The 19,648-nt window shown below is 60.6% G+C and carries 24 protein-coding genes and 1 pseudogene; 18 read left to right on the plus strand and 7 right to left on the minus strand.

The annotated features are described in order from the left end of the window. Positions 1 to 12 precede the first annotated feature (12 nt). Genes pstB through phoB form a run of 3 tightly spaced genes read left to right on the plus strand, consistent with a single transcriptional unit; the run spans position 13 to position 2,248 of the window. Positions 13 to 828: a phosphate ABC transporter ATP-binding protein PstB gene (gene pstB, locus ALII_RS0110810; RefSeq protein WP_024587333.1), complete on the plus strand. Its 816-nt coding sequence runs from the start codon at positions 13 to 15 to the stop codon at positions 826 to 828. A gap of 19 nt (positions 829 to 847) precedes the next feature. After that, positions 848 to 1,549 (plus strand): phosphate signaling complex protein PhoU, encoded by a 702-nt coding sequence (gene phoU, locus ALII_RS0110815; protein ID WP_024587334.1) that lies wholly within the window; start codon positions 848 to 850, stop codon positions 1,547 to 1,549. Between the two features lie 12 nt (positions 1,550 to 1,561). After that, positions 1,562 to 2,248: a phosphate regulon transcriptional regulator PhoB gene (phoB, locus tag ALII_RS0110820; RefSeq protein ID WP_024587335.1), complete on the plus strand. Its 687-nt coding sequence runs from the start codon at positions 1,562 to 1,564 to the stop codon at positions 2,246 to 2,248. 530 nt (positions 2,249 to 2,778) lie between these two features. Here the strand turns inward: phoB and ALII_RS0110830 are convergent. Continuing rightward, on the minus strand, positions 2,779 to 3,111 hold the full coding sequence (locus tag ALII_RS0110830; protein WP_024587337.1) for a four-helix bundle copper-binding protein: 333 nt from the start codon (positions 3,109 to 3,111) through the stop codon (positions 2,779 to 2,781). Between the two features lie 399 nt (positions 3,112 to 3,510). On the opposite strand from ALII_RS0110830, the pseudogene ALII_RS0110840 reads away from it, so the two are divergent. After that, positions 3,511 to 3,792 (plus strand): annotated as a pseudogene (locus ALII_RS0110840) (iron dependent repressor, metal binding and dimerization domain protein); the annotation flags it as partial. Between the two features lie 13 nt (positions 3,793 to 3,805). Here the strand turns inward: ALII_RS0110840 and ALII_RS0110845 are convergent. Next, the gene (locus ALII_RS0110845) at positions 3,806 to 4,159 is read right to left on the minus strand and encodes a hypothetical protein (RefSeq protein ID WP_152529594.1); all 354 of its coding nucleotides are present in this window, start codon (positions 4,157 to 4,159) and stop codon (positions 3,806 to 3,808) included. Positions 4,160 to 4,305: 146 nt separating this feature from the next. On the opposite strand from ALII_RS0110845, the gene ALII_RS0110850 reads away from it, so the two are divergent. From ALII_RS0110850 to ALII_RS0110870, 5 genes are read left to right on the plus strand one after another with little or no spacing between them, the layout of a single operon-like run. Further along, complete coding sequence (locus ALII_RS0110850) at positions 4,306 to 4,860, plus strand: copper chaperone PCu(A)C (protein ID WP_152529595.1); 555 nt, start codon at positions 4,306 to 4,308, stop codon at positions 4,858 to 4,860. Beyond that, positions 4,857 to 5,492: an SCO family protein gene (locus ALII_RS0110855; protein ID WP_024587340.1), complete on the plus strand. Its 636-nt coding sequence runs from the start codon at positions 4,857 to 4,859 to the stop codon at positions 5,490 to 5,492. Before ALII_RS0110850 ends, ALII_RS0110855 begins: the two co-directional genes overlap by 4 nt. Then, positions 5,489 to 5,947, plus strand: a complete 459-nt coding sequence (locus tag ALII_RS23110) for a DUF411 domain-containing protein (protein ID WP_024587341.1) — start codon at positions 5,489 to 5,491, stop codon at positions 5,945 to 5,947. The genes ALII_RS0110855 and ALII_RS23110 overlap by 4 nt, the downstream gene beginning before the upstream one ends. Before the next feature lie 17 nt (positions 5,948 to 5,964). Then, positions 5,965 to 6,102: a hypothetical protein gene (locus ALII_RS22780; protein WP_162531379.1), complete on the plus strand. Its 138-nt coding sequence runs from the start codon at positions 5,965 to 5,967 to the stop codon at positions 6,100 to 6,102. An 8-nt stretch (positions 6,103 to 6,110) separates the two neighbouring features. Next, positions 6,111 to 7,022, plus strand: a complete 912-nt coding sequence (locus ALII_RS0110870) for a cation diffusion facilitator family transporter (protein WP_024587342.1) — start codon at positions 6,111 to 6,113, stop codon at positions 7,020 to 7,022. A 21-nt stretch (positions 7,023 to 7,043) separates the two neighbouring features. Here the strand turns inward: ALII_RS0110870 and ALII_RS0110875 are convergent, their stop codons facing one another. Then, positions 7,044 to 9,215 carry a heavy metal translocating P-type ATPase gene (locus tag ALII_RS0110875; RefSeq protein ID WP_029660417.1) on the minus strand — a complete coding sequence of 724 codons (2,172 nt, stop codon included), beginning with the start codon at positions 9,213 to 9,215 and terminating at the stop codon, positions 7,044 to 7,046. A gap of 105 nt (positions 9,216 to 9,320) precedes the next feature. Between ALII_RS0110875 and ALII_RS22375 the strand changes: the two genes are divergently transcribed. Then, on the plus strand, positions 9,321 to 9,833 hold the full coding sequence (locus tag ALII_RS22375) for a hypothetical protein (protein WP_024587344.1): 513 nt from the start codon (positions 9,321 to 9,323) through the stop codon (positions 9,831 to 9,833). Between the two features lie 13 nt (positions 9,834 to 9,846). Here ALII_RS22375 and ALII_RS0110885 read toward each other — a convergent pair whose 3' ends face one another. Beyond that, positions 9,847 to 10,260 carry a helix-turn-helix domain-containing protein gene (locus tag ALII_RS0110885; protein ID WP_024587345.1) on the minus strand — a complete coding sequence of 138 codons (414 nt, stop codon included), beginning with the start codon at positions 10,258 to 10,260 and terminating at the stop codon, positions 9,847 to 9,849. A 34-nt stretch (positions 10,261 to 10,294) separates the two neighbouring features. Next, positions 10,295 to 10,594 carry a hypothetical protein gene (locus tag ALII_RS0110890; RefSeq protein WP_024587346.1) on the minus strand — a complete coding sequence of 100 codons (300 nt, stop codon included), beginning with the start codon at positions 10,592 to 10,594 and terminating at the stop codon, positions 10,295 to 10,297. Between the two features lie 64 nt (positions 10,595 to 10,658). Between ALII_RS0110890 and ALII_RS0110895 the strand changes: the two genes are divergently transcribed. The 8 genes from ALII_RS0110895 (at position 10,659) to ALII_RS0110930 (ending at position 16,723) form a co-directional block, all read left to right on the plus strand. Next, a complete protein-coding gene (locus ALII_RS0110895; RefSeq protein ID WP_024587347.1) occupies positions 10,659 to 11,651 on the plus strand; it encodes a murein L,D-transpeptidase family protein in 993 nt (330 codons plus the stop codon). 16 nt (positions 11,652 to 11,667) lie between these two features. Further along, a complete protein-coding gene (locus tag ALII_RS0110900; protein ID WP_024587348.1) occupies positions 11,668 to 11,979 on the plus strand; it encodes a hypothetical protein in 312 nt (103 codons plus the stop codon). Positions 11,980 to 12,109: 130 nt separating this feature from the next. Then, entirely contained in the window at positions 12,110 to 12,811 is a 702-nt protein-coding gene (locus tag ALII_RS0110905; protein ID WP_024587349.1) for a L,D-transpeptidase, read from the plus strand. A gap of 71 nt (positions 12,812 to 12,882) precedes the next feature. Then, a complete protein-coding gene (locus ALII_RS0110910) occupies positions 12,883 to 13,515 on the plus strand; it encodes a DsbA family protein (RefSeq protein WP_024587350.1) in 633 nt (210 codons plus the stop codon). A gap of 4 nt (positions 13,516 to 13,519) precedes the next feature. Continuing rightward, positions 13,520 to 14,401 carry a peptidylprolyl isomerase gene (locus tag ALII_RS0110915; RefSeq protein ID WP_244437409.1) on the plus strand — a complete coding sequence of 294 codons (882 nt, stop codon included), beginning with the start codon at positions 13,520 to 13,522 and terminating at the stop codon, positions 14,399 to 14,401. Positions 14,402 to 14,410: 9 nt separating this feature from the next. Further along, complete coding sequence (locus ALII_RS0110920; RefSeq protein ID WP_024587352.1) at positions 14,411 to 15,514, plus strand: NAD(P)/FAD-dependent oxidoreductase; 1,104 nt, start codon at positions 14,411 to 14,413, stop codon at positions 15,512 to 15,514. Continuing rightward, positions 15,511 to 16,014 (plus strand): signal peptidase II, encoded by a 504-nt coding sequence (gene lspA, locus ALII_RS21210; RefSeq protein WP_024587353.1) that lies wholly within the window; start codon positions 15,511 to 15,513, stop codon positions 16,012 to 16,014. Before ALII_RS0110920 ends, lspA begins: the two co-directional genes overlap by 4 nt. After that, positions 16,007 to 16,723, plus strand: coding sequence for a heparan-alpha-glucosaminide N-acetyltransferase (locus ALII_RS0110930; RefSeq protein ID WP_024587354.1), 717 nt, complete (start codon positions 16,007 to 16,009; stop codon positions 16,721 to 16,723). The genes lspA and ALII_RS0110930 overlap by 8 nt, the downstream gene beginning before the upstream one ends. Positions 16,724 to 17,159: 436 nt before the next feature. On the opposite strand, the gene ALII_RS0110940 is transcribed toward ALII_RS0110930, so the two are convergent. Continuing rightward, on the minus strand, positions 17,160 to 17,573 hold the full coding sequence (locus ALII_RS0110940; RefSeq protein ID WP_024587356.1) for a hypothetical protein: 414 nt from the start codon (positions 17,571 to 17,573) through the stop codon (positions 17,160 to 17,162). Positions 17,574 to 18,201: 628 nt separating this feature from the next. Beyond that, entirely contained in the window at positions 18,202 to 19,599 is a 1,398-nt protein-coding gene (locus ALII_RS21645; protein ID WP_024587357.1) for an AAA family ATPase, read from the minus strand. Between the last annotated feature and the right edge of the window lie 49 nt (positions 19,600 to 19,648).

Here is a 19,648-nt window from a genome sequence, read left to right on the forward strand (position 1 = left end):
GGGCTTCGAGGAATGAATCGCATGACCCAGTGGACTCTTGATCCTGAAACCAGAACGACCGAGCCGGCTTCCCTGCCGAAGATGCGGGGGGAGAACGTCAACGTCTTCTACGGTACGAAGCAGGCTCTCTTCGACGTCAATCTCGCCGTGCCGGAGCACCAGGTCACGGCTTTGATTGGGCCGTCCGGCTGCGGCAAGTCTACGTTTCTGCGCTGTCTCAACAGAATGAACGACACGATCGACATCGCTCGCGTCGAGGGCGAGATCACGCTCGATGGCCGTAGCATCTACGACCCGAAGATCGATGTCGTGGAACTTCGCGCCCAAGTGGGGATGGTATTCCAAAAACCGAACCCGTTTCCCAAATCGATCTTCGAGAACGTCGCCTACGGCCCTACAATCCACGGCCGCGCCTCCGCAAAGGCGGATCTGGAGCAGATTGTGGTCGACAGCCTTCGAAAGGCCGGTCTGTACGAGGAAGTCAAAGAGAGGCTTCACGAGCCCGGAACCGGTCTTTCCGGCGGACAGCAGCAACGACTCTGCATTGCACGCGCGATCGCCGTCGCGCCCGAAGTGATCCTAATGGACGAGCCTTGTTCCGCACTCGATCCCATCGCAACGGCGAAGATCGAAGAGCTCATCGACGAACTGCGCGAAAACTTCACCATCGTCATCGTTACACACTCGATGCAGCAGGCGGCACGCGTCTCCCAACGCACGGCCTTCTTTCACCTCGGCGTACTCGTGGAGGAAGGTCCGACGAGCGAGATATTCACGTCACCGAACGACAAGCGGACGCAGGACTACGTCACCGGACGGTTTGGCTGACCGCTAGGGAGCACCGATGATGACCGCGCATATTGTAGCTTCGTTCGACGACGAACTCGCCAAAATCGACCTTCTGATAACCGACATGGGAGACTTAGCGCAAACGATGCTTGCTGACGCCACGCGTGCTTTGGTCGAGGCTGACCTGCCGTTAGCGCAACGCGTTATATCCGACGATGTCGTCATGGATGCAAGACAGAGAGAAATAGACGAACGGTGCGTCGCTCTCATCGCCAAGAGGCAACCTATGGCGCAAGACTTGCGGGCAGTGATCGGCTCAATCCGAATAGCAAGCGACCTTGAACGGATCGGCGATCTCTCGAAAAACATCGCTAAACGTGTGGGGGCTGTCGGCGCAGGTCCGATGCAACGTCGGTTTTCACATTCGTTATCCGGCATGACGGGGATGGTCGGCGACCAGCTTGAAGGCGTCGTTCGAAGCCACGTCACCAAAGACGTTGATGCGCTCGTCACACTGAGAGCGGACGACAAACGGATCGACATTCAGTACACCGCCGTTTTCCGCGAGCTCCTCACTTACATGATGGAGGATCCGCGCAACATCACGGCCTGCACTCACCTTCTATTCTGCGCCAAAAACCTCGAACGCATCGGCGACCACGCGACGAACATCGCCGAGAACGCTTTCTACATGACTACGGGACGCCAGCTTCCCGCAGATCGTCCCAAGACCGACGAAACCACTCATACCGGGAGCTGAACAATGGCGGCGATGGCACCAAAGATCATGGTAGTCGAGGACGAAGAGCCGCTATGCGAATTGATCCGATATAATCTTGAAGCCGAAAACTACGCCGTGGAAATCGTCAATCGCGGCGATGAAGCTGAGCTGAGGCTGCTCGAATCCGTTCCGGATCTCCTCGTATTGGACTGGATGCTGCCGTCGCTTTCGGGAATCGAACTCTGCCGCCGTTTGCGCATCCGACCGGTGACTGAGCGGTTGCCCATCATCATGCTGACGGCGCGTGGCGAAGAGATGGATCGAGTACGGGGACTGTCGACGGGTGCCGACGATTACATGGTCAAGCCGTTTTCCGTTCCCGAATTGGTTGCCCGCGTTCGGGCGCTCCTACGTCGAGCCAACCCTGCAGTCATCGCGAGCATTCTGACGGTGGACGACTTGATGCTGGACCGGGAACAGCACCAAGTCTTTCGTGCCGGTGCGAAGGTGCATGTGGGCCCAACGGAATATCGACTGCTCGAGTTTCTGATGCTCGCCCCGGGTCGCGTCTTCTCACGCGAACAACTGCTCGACAGCATTTGGGGCAATACGGTCTATATCGACGAAAGGACCGTCGACGTCCATATCGGTAGGTTGAGGAAATGCCTGAACCCTGAGGGAACTCGGGACGTAATTCGAACCGTGCGCGGCGCGGGTTATGCCTTGGGTGGCAACTAGCGCAGATTGGGAATGCCTCGGCAGTCCGACTGGTCTTGATACTGAATTGGCGGCACCTCAGCTTACGAGTAAATGCACCGTTTGCCTGAACCCCCGAGTTGGGTATCGCATTGCGTTGCGAGCCCGGCGACCACTGAAGGGCCGCTTTCCAACTCCATTGCCCGTAAGCGGACAGACCGGAAGCCATCCCATTTCGGTCGTTGCCGAGTCAAAAATGGAATCTCAAAAGCGGATCGCAGTGCCCATGCTCGGTGGCATGGTGTCATCGTTGCTGTTGACGTTGATCGTCATCCCAGCGGTCTACGCGATCGTGAAGGGCTGGGGCTTGAAGGAAGGCGCTCCATCCGAGGCCGATACAAGGCTCCGGATTTCCGTCGAGCCCCAACCGGTTGGATGAGCGACGAGACTCGACCATGCAGGCTCCATCCCCGGGGTGTCATGAAAGTTGGCCGAAAGCTTCACTGATGCCGGATGAATCGTCTGCGGCCCCGGCTCGTTGCCGCAGACGCTAAGGCCTTATGGAGTGCTAATCAGGCAGCCATGCTGCGGCAGGATTCGGCGCAGCGGCGGCAGGCCTCGACACATTCGTCCATTTCGCCGACCCGCTCGCAATCATCTGCGCATTGCGTACATATTTCTGCGCATTCGGCACATAGATGTTTGTGATGCTCGGAGCCAATCAACATGAAATGAGCCGCGGTCCGGCAAATTTCGGCGCACGCCATCATGAGCTTGAAGTGCTTCTTTTCGGTGTGCTGGCCGCCCATTTCCAAGCAGTGCCCCATCGCGTTCGACAGGCAGACACCGTAGCAATTCAGGCACTCATCGATGCAACGTTTCAACTCTGGGTCCATGTGATGCATGCAGGTTTCTCCGTAGATCCGTGATCGTGCAGGCAAGCTCTTGCAGCCTGGCCGCGCGCTTTCCAATCGATGGAGGCACAGGTTGTTCCCGCCCACATCTGGCTTCGTCTTGTTGACGAGCAAGCGAGTCTCCAGGCTTTTCGCCGCGCGAGAGCTAGACGGAGATCGTGGTAAAGGCGTAGCCCTCGTAGGCTGCATCACCTTCGTTCTGCCGTCGGCGGCTGATCCAGTCCTGAAACTCGAATGTCACGGGGAATTTCCCTCGTTTGCTCGCGTTCGCTCGCGACGTCGTATCGATGAGGATGTCATATCGCTGTGCGGTTGACAGGTAGATGGTCTCGCCCGCGGGAATCACGACGCTTTCGTTCCAAGGCTGGTTGAGCGCCCTTCCGTCGACCGATACCACAGCCTACCGTAGCCAAGATGCTAAAGCGTCTGGCCGCCGAGGGCCTGGTCCAGCAGAAGCGCTATCGCGGCATTTTTCTAACCGAGGAAGGTGCCGGGCTCGCCGCGATGTGCCGCGACCGCCACCAGGTGGTGGAATCCTTCCTTCGTGCCCTTGGCATCAGCCCCGAGACGGCACGGCTCGATTCGGAAGGAATCGAACATCACGTCAGCGTTGAAACGCTGGATGCGTTCCGGCGCTTTGCAGCGGGGAAGCCAATCGGTGACGATCGATAGCGGTCTTCGTCCGCTAGAGGAGATCTTTCAGTACGCAATGCCCATTATCGACGATGGTTACGATTCCGGCATCTACCGAATTTATCGAAACCGCTCCCGAGTCGAGGTCGATCACCAAGCGGTGCTCCGGGGTAGCCGCTGTCTCCGATCGGCAGGCAAGGGTTGCCTTGCGATCGCCAATTTCCGTCGTCATCGCTCGCTGACCGCATTCGGCAAGACGCGATCCGTTGAAGGTGCCGTCCGACTCGCGGCGGATAACGATCTTCAAATTGACGCCTGACGTCAGATTACAGGTCGCTAGCGTGCCGCCTGCATGCGGCAAGGCGACTGACGGGATCAGCAGGAACAACGCGACGTATCGAAGCATGGCCAACTCCCAGGTCAAAGAATGCGCCTTGCTCTTCGGCGCGTCAACGACCTCAAAACAGTGCACGCCACACGTTCGAAGCAGCCGTACCAGTTTCAGAACAGGCAGTTCGGGACGGTGGTTTTCGAAAGCACACGTACCGGGACTTGAACCTCACCCTGCTAGAGGTCTTAAGAGCATTTTCAAGATACCGGATCAGGAACCCTTTGATGCTTTTTCTCCGTTTAGGACTGACCGCCGCCATCATCGCCTCCGGGTCGATCGCTCGACTCGATTTCGCCTTCGCAGCCGAGAGCGAAGTTGTCATCGAAGAGGCGAAGATTGCGATGCCTCCCCGGGGGGCACCCTCGATGGCCGGCTATCTCGTCATCAGGAACGGTTCGGACGAGGCCGTTGCCGTCGAGGCGGTCGAAAGCGAGATGTTCGGTTCGATTTCGATCCATGTCACGACAATCGAAAACGGTGTCGCCTCGATGCGACCCGCGCCCATACCGTTTCAAATCCCCGGTCATAGCGAATTGCAGATGAAGCCGGGCGGCGTCCATCTCATGATCGCGGACCCCAGCGCCGGACTTGAAGCCGGTGGCAGCGTCGGCCTCGACGTGCGGTTCACCGACGGAAGCGTCGTTAGAGCTGAGGCCGAGTTAGTCCCGTTCGGCGGGCGTCCCGCCGACCACCACCACGGAGCCTCGCACGAATGAGCGCCATGGGCATTTTCCGCGCCGCGGTATGGGGCCTGATTGCCGGATGCGTCGCGATCATCGTCTATTTCGGCGCGTTGCAACCGCGAATGACGAATGAACTGCCGCCCGCAGCTGCGGCAGGCGCGGATTCAACGTCGGGAATTGGCGGGCCGTTCACCATGACGGCGCATACGGGTGAAACGGTCACCGAAGCCACCTATTCCGGAAAGCCCTGGCTGATGTTCATGGGCTTCACCCATTGTCCCGACATCTGTCCCACGACACTCGCCGAAATGACGTCCTGGTTCGAGGAACTCGGATCGGATGCCGATCTCATCCAAGCCTTCCTTGTGACCGTAGACCCTGAGCGCGATACCGTCGATGTCCTCGCGCAATACATGACCTCCTTCGACGAACGGATTCTCGCTCTGAGGCCCGCGCCGGAGGAACTGGAACGGTTCGCCAAGGCTTTCAAGATCCACTACGAGAAAGTACCGTTCGGGGAAGACGACTACACGATGGACCATACTGCTGGCGTCCTGATGTTCGACAGCGAAGGAGAGTTCTCCGGAACGCTTGATCTCCACGAACCGCGCGACACCACGATCTCCAAACTGCGCCGCCTCATCGGAAAGGACCGAACGACATGAGCATATTCCGCATTCCGTTGGCCGCTGCCGCTCTTTTCGCCCTGACGGGCATCGCTGCAGCCGAAGCCTTGACGTTCGACCTGGCCAGGACGCAATCCTGCGGTTGCTGCCTCGCCTACGCCAAAAGGCTGGAGGACAGCGGTCACGTTGTCCAAGTCTCCGACCTGCCCATGGCGTCTCTCATGCAAATGAAGAACGAACTCGGTGTCCCGGCCGAACTGGCAGGATGCCATACGTCAAAGGTCGGCAACTACGTCATTGAAGGCCATGTGCCGGCGGCAGACGTCGAGCGGCTCGTCAGCGAAGCACCCGATGCGGTCGGCCTCGCAGTGGCCGGAATGCCGGTCGGGTCACCCGGCATGGAATATGGCGACAGACGCGACGCCTACGATGTCACCTTGATCCACCGCGATGGCTCGACATCCGTCTACAACAGCTATCCGGCAAAAGACTGAACGGACCGGTCGGCCAAATGAAGGGAACGCCAACCATGATGGACGGAATGGGCACCATGATGTGGGGTATGGGATTTGCCGGTCTGCTCGGGCTGGTCGTCCTGATCCTTATGGTTGCCGCCTTGATCAAGTACCTGTTCTTCCATCGGCCTTAGGATTCGCTATGTCGGCGCATTCGCACGGGCACGCGAGCGGGGCTTCCGGGGACCGACGGGTAATTTGGGCCATCGGGGTCAACCTTTTGCTGACGATCGCGCAAGTGGTGGGCGGTATCGTTTCGGGCAGCCTTTCGCTCGTCGCCGATGCCATCCACAACCTCAGCGACGCCATGGCCTTGGTGATCGCCTTCGTAGCTAGGCGGGTTGCCCGCAAGCCTGCCGACGAATTCATGACGTGGGGGTACGGCCGCGCCGAAGCGGTAGCCGCGCTCGTCAATTACACGACGCTCATCGTCATCGGCCTCTATCTCGTCTACGAAGGCGTTTTCCGACTTTTTGAACCCCAACCGGTGGGAGGCTGGATCGTGGTCGCGGTCGCGGGATTGGCCTTGGCGGTCGACACCGCGACAGCGGTTCTGACCTATGCGCTTTCGAAACGCAGCATGAATATCCGCGCGGCCTTCCTGCACAACGTATCCGACGCGCTCGGCTCCGTCGGCGTTATCGTGGCGGGCACGCTCATCATCCTCTATGACTGGCGCATCGTCGATCCGATCGTAACGCTGATGATCGCGGCCTACGTGCTGTGGCAATCGTTCCGGGAGATAGGCGCGTCCATCCGCCTGCTCATGATGGGAGCGCCGGCGGGCCTTGATCTTCGAAGCCTGGTCGCTGACATTTCAGCGATTGAAGGTGTTCGCGCCGTCTATCACATCCATGCCTGGACGGTGACCGAGGAGACAAGCGCGTTCGAGGCCCGCATCGTCATTTCCGACGACCACTCGCCCAAGGATGTGCGCGAACAGGTCGATTCGCTGCTTAAGGAAAGGCATGGCATCACACATGTCAGCCTCGCGATCGAGCGCGGCCAAGGCAGCCACGGCGAACATCCTGTCGTGGGTCACCGCCAAGAGTGAAGGTCCGTGGCCGGGTTGCGGCTAGTCACTGCCCCGCCACGACAGCAGCCGCATCGCGTTCGCTGTGACAAGCACGGTCGCGCCCGTATCCGCCAGGATTGCTGGCCAGAGGCCCGTGACGCCAATGACGGTCGTGACGAGGAACACGGCTTTCAGCCCGAGCGCTATCGTGATGTTCTGGTAGATGTTCCGCAAAGTCAGTCGAGACAGAAGGACCATGTCGGCGACGTCCCTCACGCGTCCGTGCAGGACGGCGGCGTCGGCCGTTTCGAGCGCGACGTCCGTGCCGCTTCCCATGGCGATACCGATGTCGGCCGCAGCGAGAGCAGGCGCATCGTTGATGCCGTCGCCGACTTTCGCGACGAAGCTTCCCGACTGCCGCATCTCCGCGACGATGCGTTGCTTGTCCTCCGGCAGCAGTTCTGCGCGTGCCTCGATGCCGAGCGTTTGCGCGATCGCCTTGGCGGTTCGCGCGTTGTCGCCGGTCAGCATGATCGCATCCGCGCCGATTGCGCGAAGAGCCGCCACACCCTCCGCCGCGTCGTCTCGCGGTTCATCCCGCATGCCTATAAGGCCTGCAACCGTGTCGCCGACCATCAGAACCGAAACTGTCTTGCCTTGGTCGTTGAGGGCTTCGATCTGCATGGACAGATCGTTGTCCATGGCGATGCGCTGGGCTGCGGCACCGGGCGAACCGAGGAACAGCCTTTCCCCGGCCAGCGTCCCCTGGACACCCTTGCCGCCGAGCGCCGAGGCCTCTTGCGCAGCGGTGATCTGGATGCCGTCATCTTTGGCCCGGGCAAGGATAGCTGTAGCGAGCGGATGGCTCGAGCCGACTTCGAGCGACGCCGCCAACCGAAGAACCTCGCCGCCCAAACGGCCAACGGCCACGATGTCCGTGACCACTGGTTTGCCTTCGGTCAGCGTTCCCGTCTTGTCGAACGCGACGCGATCGACCTTTCCCAAGCCTTCCAGAACCGCACCGCCCTTCATCAAAAGCCCGCGCCGGGCCCCCGCCGAGAGTGCCGCCGCGATCGCCGCAGGCGTGGAGATGACAAGGGCGCAGGGGCACCCAATCAGCAGAACCGCGAGCCCGCGATAGACCCACGTCGCCCAATCCTCCCCAGCAAAGAGCGGCGGCATCACTGCGACGAGAGCCGCCACCACCATCACGCCGGGCGTATAGTATTTGGAGAACTTGTCGATGAAGCGCTCGGTCGGAGCCTTCGATTCCTGCGCCTCTTCGACGAGTGCAATGATGCGGGCGATCGTGTTGTCGGCGGCACCCGCCGTCACCTCGACGCGCAGCACGCCGTCGTGGTTGACCGTTCCAGCATAGACCCTGTCGCCTTCTTCCTTTCGCTTGGGCACCGATTCACCGGTTACCGGAGCCTCGTCGACCGTGCTTTCTCCCGAGGCGACCGTTCCGTCCGCCGGGAGCCTGTCGCCAGGCCGCACGATCACGATGTTGCCGATCGCAAGGCTATCGGCGGGTACTGTTTTCGTGGAATCTCCGTCCTCGAGGAGGGCCGTCCGGGGCATCAGCTTTGCGAGGGCACGGATGCCCGCGCGCGCCCTGCCGGCAGCGACGCCTTCGAGCATTTCACCGACGAGGAAAAGGACGACGACGACCGCCGCCTCTTCGGCCGCATTGATGAACACGGCACCGACCGCCGCGACCGTCATGAGGGTTTCTATGGAGAACGGACTGCCGTTGACCGCGCCTGCGACCGCCCGACGCGCGATGGGCACCAGTCCCACCGACATGGCCAGGATAAAGCCCCAGGGTTGCGTGGCCGGAACGAGATACGAGAAGACGAAAGCCACAGCCAGAGCGAGGCCGCAGGCAATCGTCAGCCGCGCCTTGCGTCCCGACCACCAAGCTCCTTCCGGGTCGATTTCCGCATGATGGGAGACATTGGCCGCGCTGCCGGTCACTGCGTCCGGATCGCGGGTACTCTTGCCCTCGGCTCCCGCCAGAAGAGCAGCTTCGTAGCCCAGCGATTTCACCTTCGTTGCGATCTCTCCAAGGTTCGCGCCGGGCCCGTGCAGGACTGTCATCGAACCCGACACCACCGAGACCTGAACGTCTTCGACCTCCGCCATCCGGCGCACTGCGGTATCGACCTTCGACGCGCAAGCGGCACAATCCATTCCGGATACACGGAAGCGGGTCGTCGTTTGTCGTTGCATGGCTTGGCTCCTGATAGCGAGAGCATAGCCATAGGACCTCTAGTACCTATAGGATCAAGCGTAATTCGTCAGAGGGGCGGATGATTGCACGATGGACAAAAAACTATGTCCGGATACTCACTCGCGTTGATCCGCTGCGTTGCGGCCGCATTTCTGGCCAGTCAGGCTCCCGACGTAGCGGCAACCGGTAGCGAAAGCCCGCGCGCATATCTCTACCATCCAGACCAGCAGGAAGCGCCTACGGAAGCGGACTGCGTAGCTGCCGTGTCGCGAACACGCGCATCGACCGAGAAGGCCTTGGCGTCGCTCTGGGGACGAAATCCCTACGGGGCCGAGCTCGAATTCTATCTGGTGATATCGGACGGTCGAATGGATACGACGTTCGCCGCCGAGGGCGACTATGATTCCGGAACGGTGAATTTCGGTCCGACGATTCTCGACCGAACGCCGTTCCTGCTTGTACCCGACGACCATCCGAATCTCCGCCTGCGCGGCGAGATTGCCTCAAGTCCCGGAAGTCCCGTCGTGACGGTCATTCTTCGCGACGTCCCGTCGGTTTCGGGCGCTGCGGACCGCACGAGCTACTATTGCAGCTTGGACGACGGGACCGTGACCTGAAACCCGGCCTTGGCTAGTGGTCCGTTTGGCAAAGGTCGTGGTTCGATAGCGATTGGATGACGTAGCAATCCCGCACCTGTTCGCCGTGACAGCACGAGGAGATGCGGCCCAGTTCCCGTTCGAGACTCTGAAGCTGGACAATCTTGGCGCGGACAGCTTCGAGTTGGCGTGCGGCGATCTGGTCTGCATCGGCGCACGGCTTCTCCGGATGCGCGGACAGTTCCAGGAGTTCCCGGATCGCTTCGATGGTGAAGCCGAGATCCCTGGCATGTTTGATGAACGCGAGCCGATTCCTGTCTGCCGATTCATAGCGGCGCTGGTTTCCGCGCGATCGTCCCGCCTCGTGCAAGAGGCCCATTTGTTCGTAGTAGCGGATCGTGGGCACCTTGACCCCGGTGTCGCGCGCCAGATCACCGATTGTCAGCATTGCTCACCCCCGAGCTTGACCGTGCTGGACCGCCTCATCTATTCAAGCCTTCATACGTGATATCGGCCGAAACACCCATCTCGCGCTGCGCATGATCAATGCTAAAGGCGTACATCGCGCCGGTTACGGCAATTAGAGCGGCCCCGATCCACAGGTTCGATCTGGACCTTGTCCGGCCTATCTGTCTGGTATCGTCGACACTCAATTGCTTCTCGATTTCCATGTATGGCTCCCTTGGATCATTCGGCTGTTCGATCAGATAGAAGGTGATGGTGGTTTCCCAGAGGCGCGCAAAGTGCGGTCGATTGCCGCTGGCGCTGTCGGTATACGCCATGTTAACCAAACCGGTGCGCAGATGTGCTGTCGATCCGAAAGCGACGACAGACGGGACGGAGACGATGAAGCGACTGATCACGTTGGCGGCCTTCGGTTCGCTCCTGTTTCTCGCGGGATGCGTGACGAGCGTTCTGGACGTGGAGTCCCGTGGCACCCAACCGGTTCCTTCGCGCCTCCTCGCCGAGATGTCGGCGAAGTCGATGCAGCCGGCGAGCCCGGTCCTTGTCCGCATCTTCAAGCAGGAAAGCGAACTCGAGGTCTGGAAAACGGACCGCAGCGGCCGATACGCCCTCCTCAAGACATATCCGATGTGCCGCTGGTCGGGAAAGCTCGGACCGAAAACCCGCGATGGGGACAGGCAAGCGCCTGAAGGATTTTACCACGTCTCCTCCGCGATGCTGAACCCGACCTCGCAATACTACCTGTCTTTCAACCTCGGGTATCCCAACCGCCTGGAATCGGCGCTTGGCTATACGGGCGAGGCGTTGATGGTCCACGGCGCATGTTCGTCCTCCGGTTGCTTCGCCCTTACAGACGAGGGCGTCGCCGAAATCTACGCCGTCGCGCGAGACGCGCTGAAAGGCGGCCAGGCATCCTTCCAGGTCCAGTCATTTCCATTCCGGATGACGGCGACCAACATGGCCAAACACAGGCAAGACCCGAACTTCGCCTTCTGGACCGATCTCAAGCGTGGCCACGACCTGTTCGAAACCACACGCCGCCAGCCAAAGGTGTCTTATTGCGGCGGCCGCTACGCATTCGACGTAGCCTTTGCCGGAACCGACCCGCTCGCTGCTTGTCCTCCGGAGGCAGACACACCGCCGCCCGCGATCGCCGCGAAATTCGAGGCCGACCGGATCAAGGCGGATGCGTTGATCAGCACGGGGACGGCGCTCTCGGCCCATGCCTATTCCGATGGCGGAATGCACCCCGTGTTCCGCAAATTGCTCGCGCGCGATGGTGAGAAGTCGCTGGCGAAGCGGGTGTCGACTTCCTCCGTTCCCATCAGCAGACCGGCGGCGGCGCTCGCCGATCCGCATTCGCCGCGCGAGTAGACAAGCAGTGAAACTATTGGCCGCGCTCATTGCCTGTCTCGTCTGCCTGCATCTTGCGGCACCTTCGAGTGCCAGCGAGGAAGTCAGGCTAAGACCGCAAGTGGATGCGCAGGAAATCGGCTTCGATACCGCTATCGCGGTCAATAGCACGCCTGACACCGCCCACTTCAAGGGAGGCAAGGTCGCCGCGGCTTGCGGCGACCATTGCCATGCCACGGCGCAATCTTTCGACCCGTCCGTAGGCGACATGACTGCTGCTCCGGCGATGTCCTCGATGCACGCCTTCAGGCCGACGCCGGTCCGTCTGCTCGTTCCCCCTCCACAATAGATCGACTTCGCCGGACGGACAGCCAACTTCGCCTCCCGCATCCGCGCGGGCTGGAGTGCTGTCGCCGTTCAAGACAATCCGTCCGCGACGCGCGGACGTGACCCAAGCGAGCGATCCATTGAAAAGCAGAATCCTTGAGACTCGACACTCCCGACGCACGTTCCTGTCGCTGGCGGCAACGTCCGCGGCGGCGCTAACTTTGCCAGGGTGTACGACGGCCGGCGATGCCCCATCGGAACCCGCAACAAGCGCGCCGACCATAGATCCGTCCTACGTTGCCATGTATCGGGCGATGCCGGAGGAGGAATACCCGCTTCCCGCCGTCGATTTGACACGCCTGGACGAGCGGTTCTTCCGCCAGATCGTCGACGACCCCACAGGCGAGCGCCCGGGCACCATCGTCGTCGATACGGAAGCTTATTTCCTCTATCTGGTCCAGCCCGGCGGAAAGGCGCTACGCTACGGCGTCGGCCTCGGCCGCCAGGGGTTCACCTGGTCGGGTAACGGGGTCATCCAGTACAAGCGGGCGTGGCCCACGTGGACTCCTCCCTCCGAGATGATCGAGAGGCAACCGGAACTGGCAAAGTTCAGCGCCGAGAACGGCGGCCAGCCACCGGGGCTGGACAACCCGCTCGGCGCGCGTGCGCTCTACATCTTCCAGGACGGCGAGGACACGCTTTACCGCCTTCACGGCACGCCGGAATTCTGGACGATCGGCAAAGCCGTCTCCAGTGGCTGCGTGCGCCTCATCAACCAGGATATTATCGATCTCTACGGCCGCGTCTCCGTGCCGTCTCCGCTTGTGGTCAGGGGCGGCCCGCGATCCGCGTGATCCCTCACAATTCGGCCTTGCCCCTCAAGGGGCTAGAGGTTGCATTCAGAAAGAAAGCGAAAGGAAAAGCGATGAAACGTCGTGAATTTATCATGCTGATGGCAAGCGCCGCGGCCTCGTGTTCGATACCCTTGGCAGCGAATGCGCAGCCGACCGCACAGGATCTTCTAGAGTCCGGCGATCTTCCCGAAATGACGCTTGGCTCTGCCGACGCTCCGGTGACGGTCATTGAATACGCATCGATGACCTGCGGACATTGTCGGACCTTTCACCTCAAGACCTGGCCGAAATTCAAGGAGAAGTACGTCGATACCGGCAAGGTTCGGTTCATCGTCCGGGAGTTCCCCTTCGACCCGCGCGCATCGGCCGCCTTCATGCTGGCCCGGTGCTCGGGCGACGACAAATGGTACCCCACCATCGACCTCCTATTCCGCACCCAGGATCGATGGGCGCGCGCGCCCGAAGGTGGCGAAGCGTTGAAGACCGTCATGGGCATGACGGGGATGAACGCGGCGGCCTTCGAAGCCTGTCTGGCCGATGAGGACCTGCTCGCCAAGATTACCGCCGTGGCGGATCGCGGCAAGTCGTTCGGGGTGGATTCCACGCCGACGTTTTTCGTCAACGGCGAGATGCACAAGGGAGCGCTCTCGATCGAGCAGTTCTCGCAGATCGTCGACCCCCTGCTCGCCGCCGTGAAGGGTTAGAACCGTGACTGTTGAACTCATTTCCAAAAGCACCCTACGGGGTGTGCAGACGACCTTCGCCACGATCCTTTTCGGCGTGTCGCTGTTCTGCGGGCAACCCGCAAGTGCGCAGGACGACAGGGCGGTCGCTCGTGTCAACGGCGACGAAATCACGGAAGCCGATCTGGCGTTGGCCGAAGAAGCGTTCGCGCCACAGCTCGGCGAAATGCCGGAGGACGCCAAACGCTCGATCCTCGTGGACGCCCTTATCGATATGCGCCTCGCAGCGGATGCCGCGAAGGCGGACGGCGTTCTCGAGCGCCCCGAGGTCAAGCGCCGCCTGGCGTTCATGGAGCAGCAGACGTTGCGGTCGATCTATGCCGACGAAGCCTTGGCCGACGCTGTACCCGATGACGCCGTCCGCGCCCTTTACGACGAGCAGATGGCCTCGATCCCGGCGCAAGAGGAAACGCGGCTGCGTCACGTCCTTGTTGGCACTGCAGCCGAAGCCAGGGCCGTCATCGACGGAATTGCGGCGGGCGAGCCATTCGAGGATGTCGCCCGGAATAAGTCTCTCGACGAAATCTCAAAATCGGAAGGCGGTGACCTTGGGTACCTGACCGAAGACGAAATGCTGCAGGAGATCGCTTCGGCTGTCGCCGGTCTCAAGAAGGGCGAGCATACGGTCGAGCCCGTCGAGACGGCTTTCGGCTTCCACGTCGTCAAGGTGGAGGACATTCGCGACCAGCCGGGTCCGGCTTTCGAAGAACTCGCGCTGCGGATCAGGCAAGCGCTCGAGGCTCGCGCGCAGAGAGAACTGATTGCGGGCCTGCGCGAAAGCGCGGAAATCGAGAAACTCGTGCCCGACGTCGCGCCACCGCCGCCCGATGACGGTCATCAGCACTGAGGCGGCGGTATGGATACGGGAACGGTTCTCGTCGTGGGGGCGGGTCAGGCGGGCCTCGCCGCCGGATATTACCTCCGTGCTTCCGGAACGGCTTTTGCGATCGTCGAGGCATACGATCGCGTAGGCGACGGCTGGCGAAGGCGCTACGACGGGCTCACTTTGTTCACGCCCAGGCGGTTCAGCCGTTTGCCGGGATTGGCCATGCCGGGCGATCCTGCTGGCTACCCGACGAAAGACGAGTTCGCGGATTACCTCGAAGCCTATGTGCAGAAGTTTCGGTTGCCGGTCCGGACGGGCAAGCGCCTTGTGCGTTTGGTAAAGGAGGACGAGCTCTTCTCGGCCTCCTTCGAAGACGGAACAGTCCGACGCGCCGAAAGAGTCATCGTCGCGACGGGAGGTTTCCAGAAGCCGGTCGTGCCTCACCTCGCGTCCGGGTTCGGCTCCGAAGTTTTGCAACTGACGGCCGAGGACTACCGTAATCCGCTCGACCTCCCGTCCGGCACCATCCTCGTCGTCGGCGACGGCGCGAGCGGCCGCGACATCGCCACCGAGTGCGTCGGGCGGGGCCGGGTCCTACTAGCCGTCGGAAACCCTCGCAGGTTGCTGCCGGAGCGCGTGCTCGGCCAGCCCATCTGGTGGTGGCTCGACGCGAGCGGCCTGCTGCGTGCAGGCCCCCAGTCCATCGTTGGCCGAATGTTGCGCAAAGCCGATGCGTTTCCCGATCGCGGCAACAGTCTCGACGCGCTGGCGGCAGCGGGTGTCGAGATCATGCCGCGCTTGGTGGGCGCTGATGGGAATCTGGCGACATTCGAGGACTGCCGTTCATCCGACATTAGCGCCATCGTTTGGTGCGTCGGCTACAGGGACGAGACTGGCTGGATGCAGATCGAAGGAGCCACGGACGGGAACGGAGCGCTTCTGCACGAGGAAGGCGTCTCTCCGGTCCCGGGTCTCTACTTCGTAGGCAAACCGTGGCAGCGGAACCGCTCTTCCGCCCTGGTCATGGGAGCAGGACCGGATGCGCGGGCAGTGACGGAAAGCATTCGTCGTGCGGCGGAGAATCCAGCAATCCGGAGCCGGTCTTATGGTGCTCCAAGATGGAGCCGCCAGTGAGAACCGGAGCCGTGCCGTCATCCGCAATCATCGGCCTCCTGTGCCTGGCAACAACGTTCACGCTGGACTTCTTTTCGAAGACGCTGATCGTCGAACTGGTGATGCAGCCGCCACGCAACATTCCGCTCGCGAGCTTCATGAACCTCACGCTCGGATTTAACGAGGGGATCAGCTTCGGCCTCTTCGCCGATTTCTTCCGGTCGTTTCCCACACTGCTCGTGGCCATCACCATCGCCCTGACGACAGGAATCCTGGTCTGGATGATGCGGTCGACCAGCAGGCTCGAAGCAGCAGGCTTGGGAGCGATCGCAGGGGGTGCGATAGGCAACATCGTTGACCGCGTGTCCCGCGGTGCGGTCGTCGACTATCTCGATCTGCACGTGGCAGGGTGGCACTGGCCAGCGTTTAATCTCGCAGACGTCGGCATCGTCATCGGCGCGCTCGCCGTCACTGCCGCATCGCTGCTGGAATGGCGCACCCGCGAGCGTCGTGGTGGATAGGCGCGGAAGAATCGACCTGGTCGATTCCGCCAGGGGTCTCGCGATCCTGGGCGTCGTGCTGTTTCATGTCGTGTGGGACCTGGAATATGTGGGATTGATTTCGGGCATCGTCCGGAACGAATGGTGGCTACTGTTCGGCAGGTTCCTGGCGATGTCCTTCATGTTCCTCGTCGGCGTCAGTCTGGTACTGGCCCACCGAGCAGGTTCACGGCCTGGCGCATTCTCGAAGCGAGTCTTCGTCATCATGGCGGCTGCCGCAGCCATTACGGCTGTCACATACGTCGTGTTTCCGCAGACCTTCATCTACTTCGGCATCCTGCACGCCATCGCAGCCGCCAGTTTCATCGGACGCCCGTTCGTCACGATCCGGCTCCGGATATGTGCGGCTTCGATCGTGCTCATGTTCGCAGCGCCCTTCGTGTTCGACATGGCATCTTTCGACACGAGGTGGCTAGCATGGACCGGTCTTGCGGCGAACCCGCCTGCCAGCAATGACTTTGTACCGGTTCTACCGTCGGTGGCCTTTACGCTGCTGGGTATCGTTGCAGCGCGCCTTTTGCGCAAACACACATTGGCGGAAGGCCGCATTCGATCGGTTGCAAATTGGGCATTTCTCATATGGATGGGAAGAAACAGCTTGGCGATCTATCTGCTCCATCAGCCAATCCTGTTGGGGGTCATTGTCTCTGCGGCGACCCTTGCGAACTGATTGCGCTCATGGACCGCCTGCCGGAACAGACAGCGGCCAGAATTGTCTCGCTCAGGCGCGAAGGTAGGCGGGTCGTGACGGTTGGTGACGGCGTGAACGAAGCGCCCGGGATAGTCGAGTCCGATCTCGGCATCGGACCGAAGTTGGAACGGATGTCGTCCTCAATTCCATGCAGCGACCTAAGGGATGTCGCTACGGTACTCGGTCTGTTCCGCGCAACGTATCGACGCAGCTGCCATTCCGATGGCAGCGTGGACACGTTCGCCACCTGACTCCCAATGACCAGTCGTAGGGGAACCTTTCATGTCGTTCAGCACGGTCAAAGTCATCGTGCGCGCAGTTGCTTATATTTATCGAATGCAGCGCAACCACGATCGACGATCGTCGCGATGATAGGGAGCGAAGCGGACACCGCAGGGTGCCCGCCCCGAATGAATTACATGCCGACCTTGAAGGGCAATGCATAAGGCGTGTTGTCGGGACGCATTCCGGGCGTGTCGACATCGGTCATGCCCTCGGCGAAGTCGTACGTGTCGTTGTCGTTGGTCTCGTAGTGGATCATCGCAACGTAGTCGGTGCCTTCCATAGCTCCGCCTTCGATCTCGACGGAAACGTTTTCGCTATCTCCAGCGGATACGGCAGTATGTCCGATCGACGCCGGGATGACAGGTTCGCCGCTCTCTACTGCATGGATCACAACGTAGCCGTCCTGGTCGATCTTGACGGCCGGAAAGACCACCGAATTGCCTTCGATCGTCGCGCCCTCGACATCGATATTCAGATGGTCGGCGTGAGCGACGGCCGGAACGGCCGCAATCGCGGTGACGAGTGCAATCTTGATAAGGTTCATGGAACTCACTCTCTTCTCGTTTGACCGCGCAGGTACGAGCGGCATACGCAACAAGTTTCAGAGGCGGAAGGTTGAGAACAGCGGGCGAAGCTTATGCAAATCGTTTTGCCGCGCTTGCCGATACCGATAATGTCAGCTTCTTGGGCATTGCGACGTGAAAGCCGACTGGCAGGAAACCACCCCTTTGCCGAAGTTAGCTCGCACCGAGGTCATCATTTGCGAGGGATCCATTTCCGTGGTTTTCGGCGTGTCTGCGAACGACGCGATTCTGGGATATGCGTCGCTGTAAGCGGCCGATAGTCCCGCGAAAATGCCTTACTAAGTTCCGCTTGATCCATGGCGGCGTTCCCAGCGCTGTCCTCGTCTCCAGTCGTCGCCACGGGCCCGGCCGGTTGAGATTCGCTCTGCGCCGGATTTAAGGCGACCCAGTGTTTGCCGGGAATTCAAGCTGGCGCTGAGAAACTTCAGCCACGCCCTCCAGAGCCCCTGGCAGTGCCGAGCTCTGGAGGCGGCAGCGACGGCACCGGTCTCACCAACTGTCGTGCTCGCTGCCATCCCGCCCCCCTGAGGGGATGAATGACCGGGATGGGGGCGCAAAGCAGCCGGATTAATCGCGGCGATAGCGCACCTATTGTCGGGAAAGCATCTGCTCTCTCGCTTCAATCACGCACTCCATCAGCCTGTTCAATTGGCGCAATGATCCACCGTCCCAGACACTTAAAATGGCTTGGCGTTCGATCTCATCGAGAGGAATCGCCCATCGGTGATCGAAGCCACGTTCGCTATAGATTCGGCTCAAGATGCTGCCGCTGAGCGCAGCCAAGTGACTCCGGTTAGGTCGCGGAAAGCGGACGACGCGACATCGGTCAAGCAGCGGTTTTGGAACACCTTCTAGGTCGTTCGCTGTCAGTATCCACGAAACCAAAGAGAGATCGCATTCCATCTGAAGGTATGGGTCATACCACCGCCGCGCCGTTTCATCCTCAAAAAGACCAATGAGGACGGCATGTATACTTCCACCATGACCACCCGTCGCGACCTTTTCGAATTCATCAAGAATGACGCCCGGGCCACAGCTGTTCGCGCGACATGCAGCGCTTATCGCGATACATGGCGCGCCAGTCTTCCATCGTCGGGGCGTTCCGCCAATGGCGCTGTCGCTCGTCCCTCCACAGGAAACGAGAGTGTAGGCCATCCCCAATTCTTCAAAAAGGCGTCGTGCAAATCTGGTCTTCCCGCTGCCCGGTTCGCCAACCAGAACCGTTGGTCGTACGCGAGGCCTGTTTAGACCCGACAGTTGTGCGAGAATACCTTCGATTGCTTCAGACGCATAGGGAAACTCCATCACGAGGTTTTGACGGACATGGGTCGAATTCACCATCGCCGGATAAGGCAGGCGAGTTCCTACAAACGCGCTGAAGCTTGCCGAAATGTCCCGTCCTTCCGATGTCAGCTTGTTGCCAATTGCCGGGATTACGACGACCCCACCTTCGTCAGAATGGTTTGCGGGCTTTTCCTTTGCATGCTGCGGGTCGGCCAGGCGGGCCGTCGAGGGTAGCGCCACTTTAAAGACCCCATCGAGCAATTCATCGCCATTGCGGATGATCTCTTTCATCATGTTGGGCGACATTGAAAACTTAAGGAACTCGCTGTCGAGCGACACCGCAAGATGACTCCACGCCAGCGCCCGTTTGAACATGCTTGGGCATTCTGCGGAAGGCGTTATCTCCAACGCGTCTTGTGTCAAACGTCTTGAGACAGCCCACGCGGAGTCTGGGTCTCCAAAATAAGCAAGGTAGATCTGACACCTCAACATCGGATTGGCGACGTGCCGCGACTCTGTAGGCGGCATCTCGATCAAGGCATGGCGGAGGTGATCGACTAATTCTTGCCGAGGAGAAATAGCCAAGGCACCTGCCAATTCTGCCAACGGCTGGTATTTACCGCCGACTTTGGCCCACGCCGAAGAGTATCTGGTTGCAGATTCACGGATGTCGCTCGCGAGCAATGCCTCGAAGAAGTTCATTCCATATGCCAGCTCGCGCTCGGACGGCAAATAAGTTCCTTGAGTAGCT

It is taken from the genome of Aliihoeflea sp. 2WW (assembly GCF_000497755.1).
Lineage (GTDB): Bacteria > Pseudomonadota > Alphaproteobacteria > Rhizobiales > Rhizobiaceae > Aliihoeflea.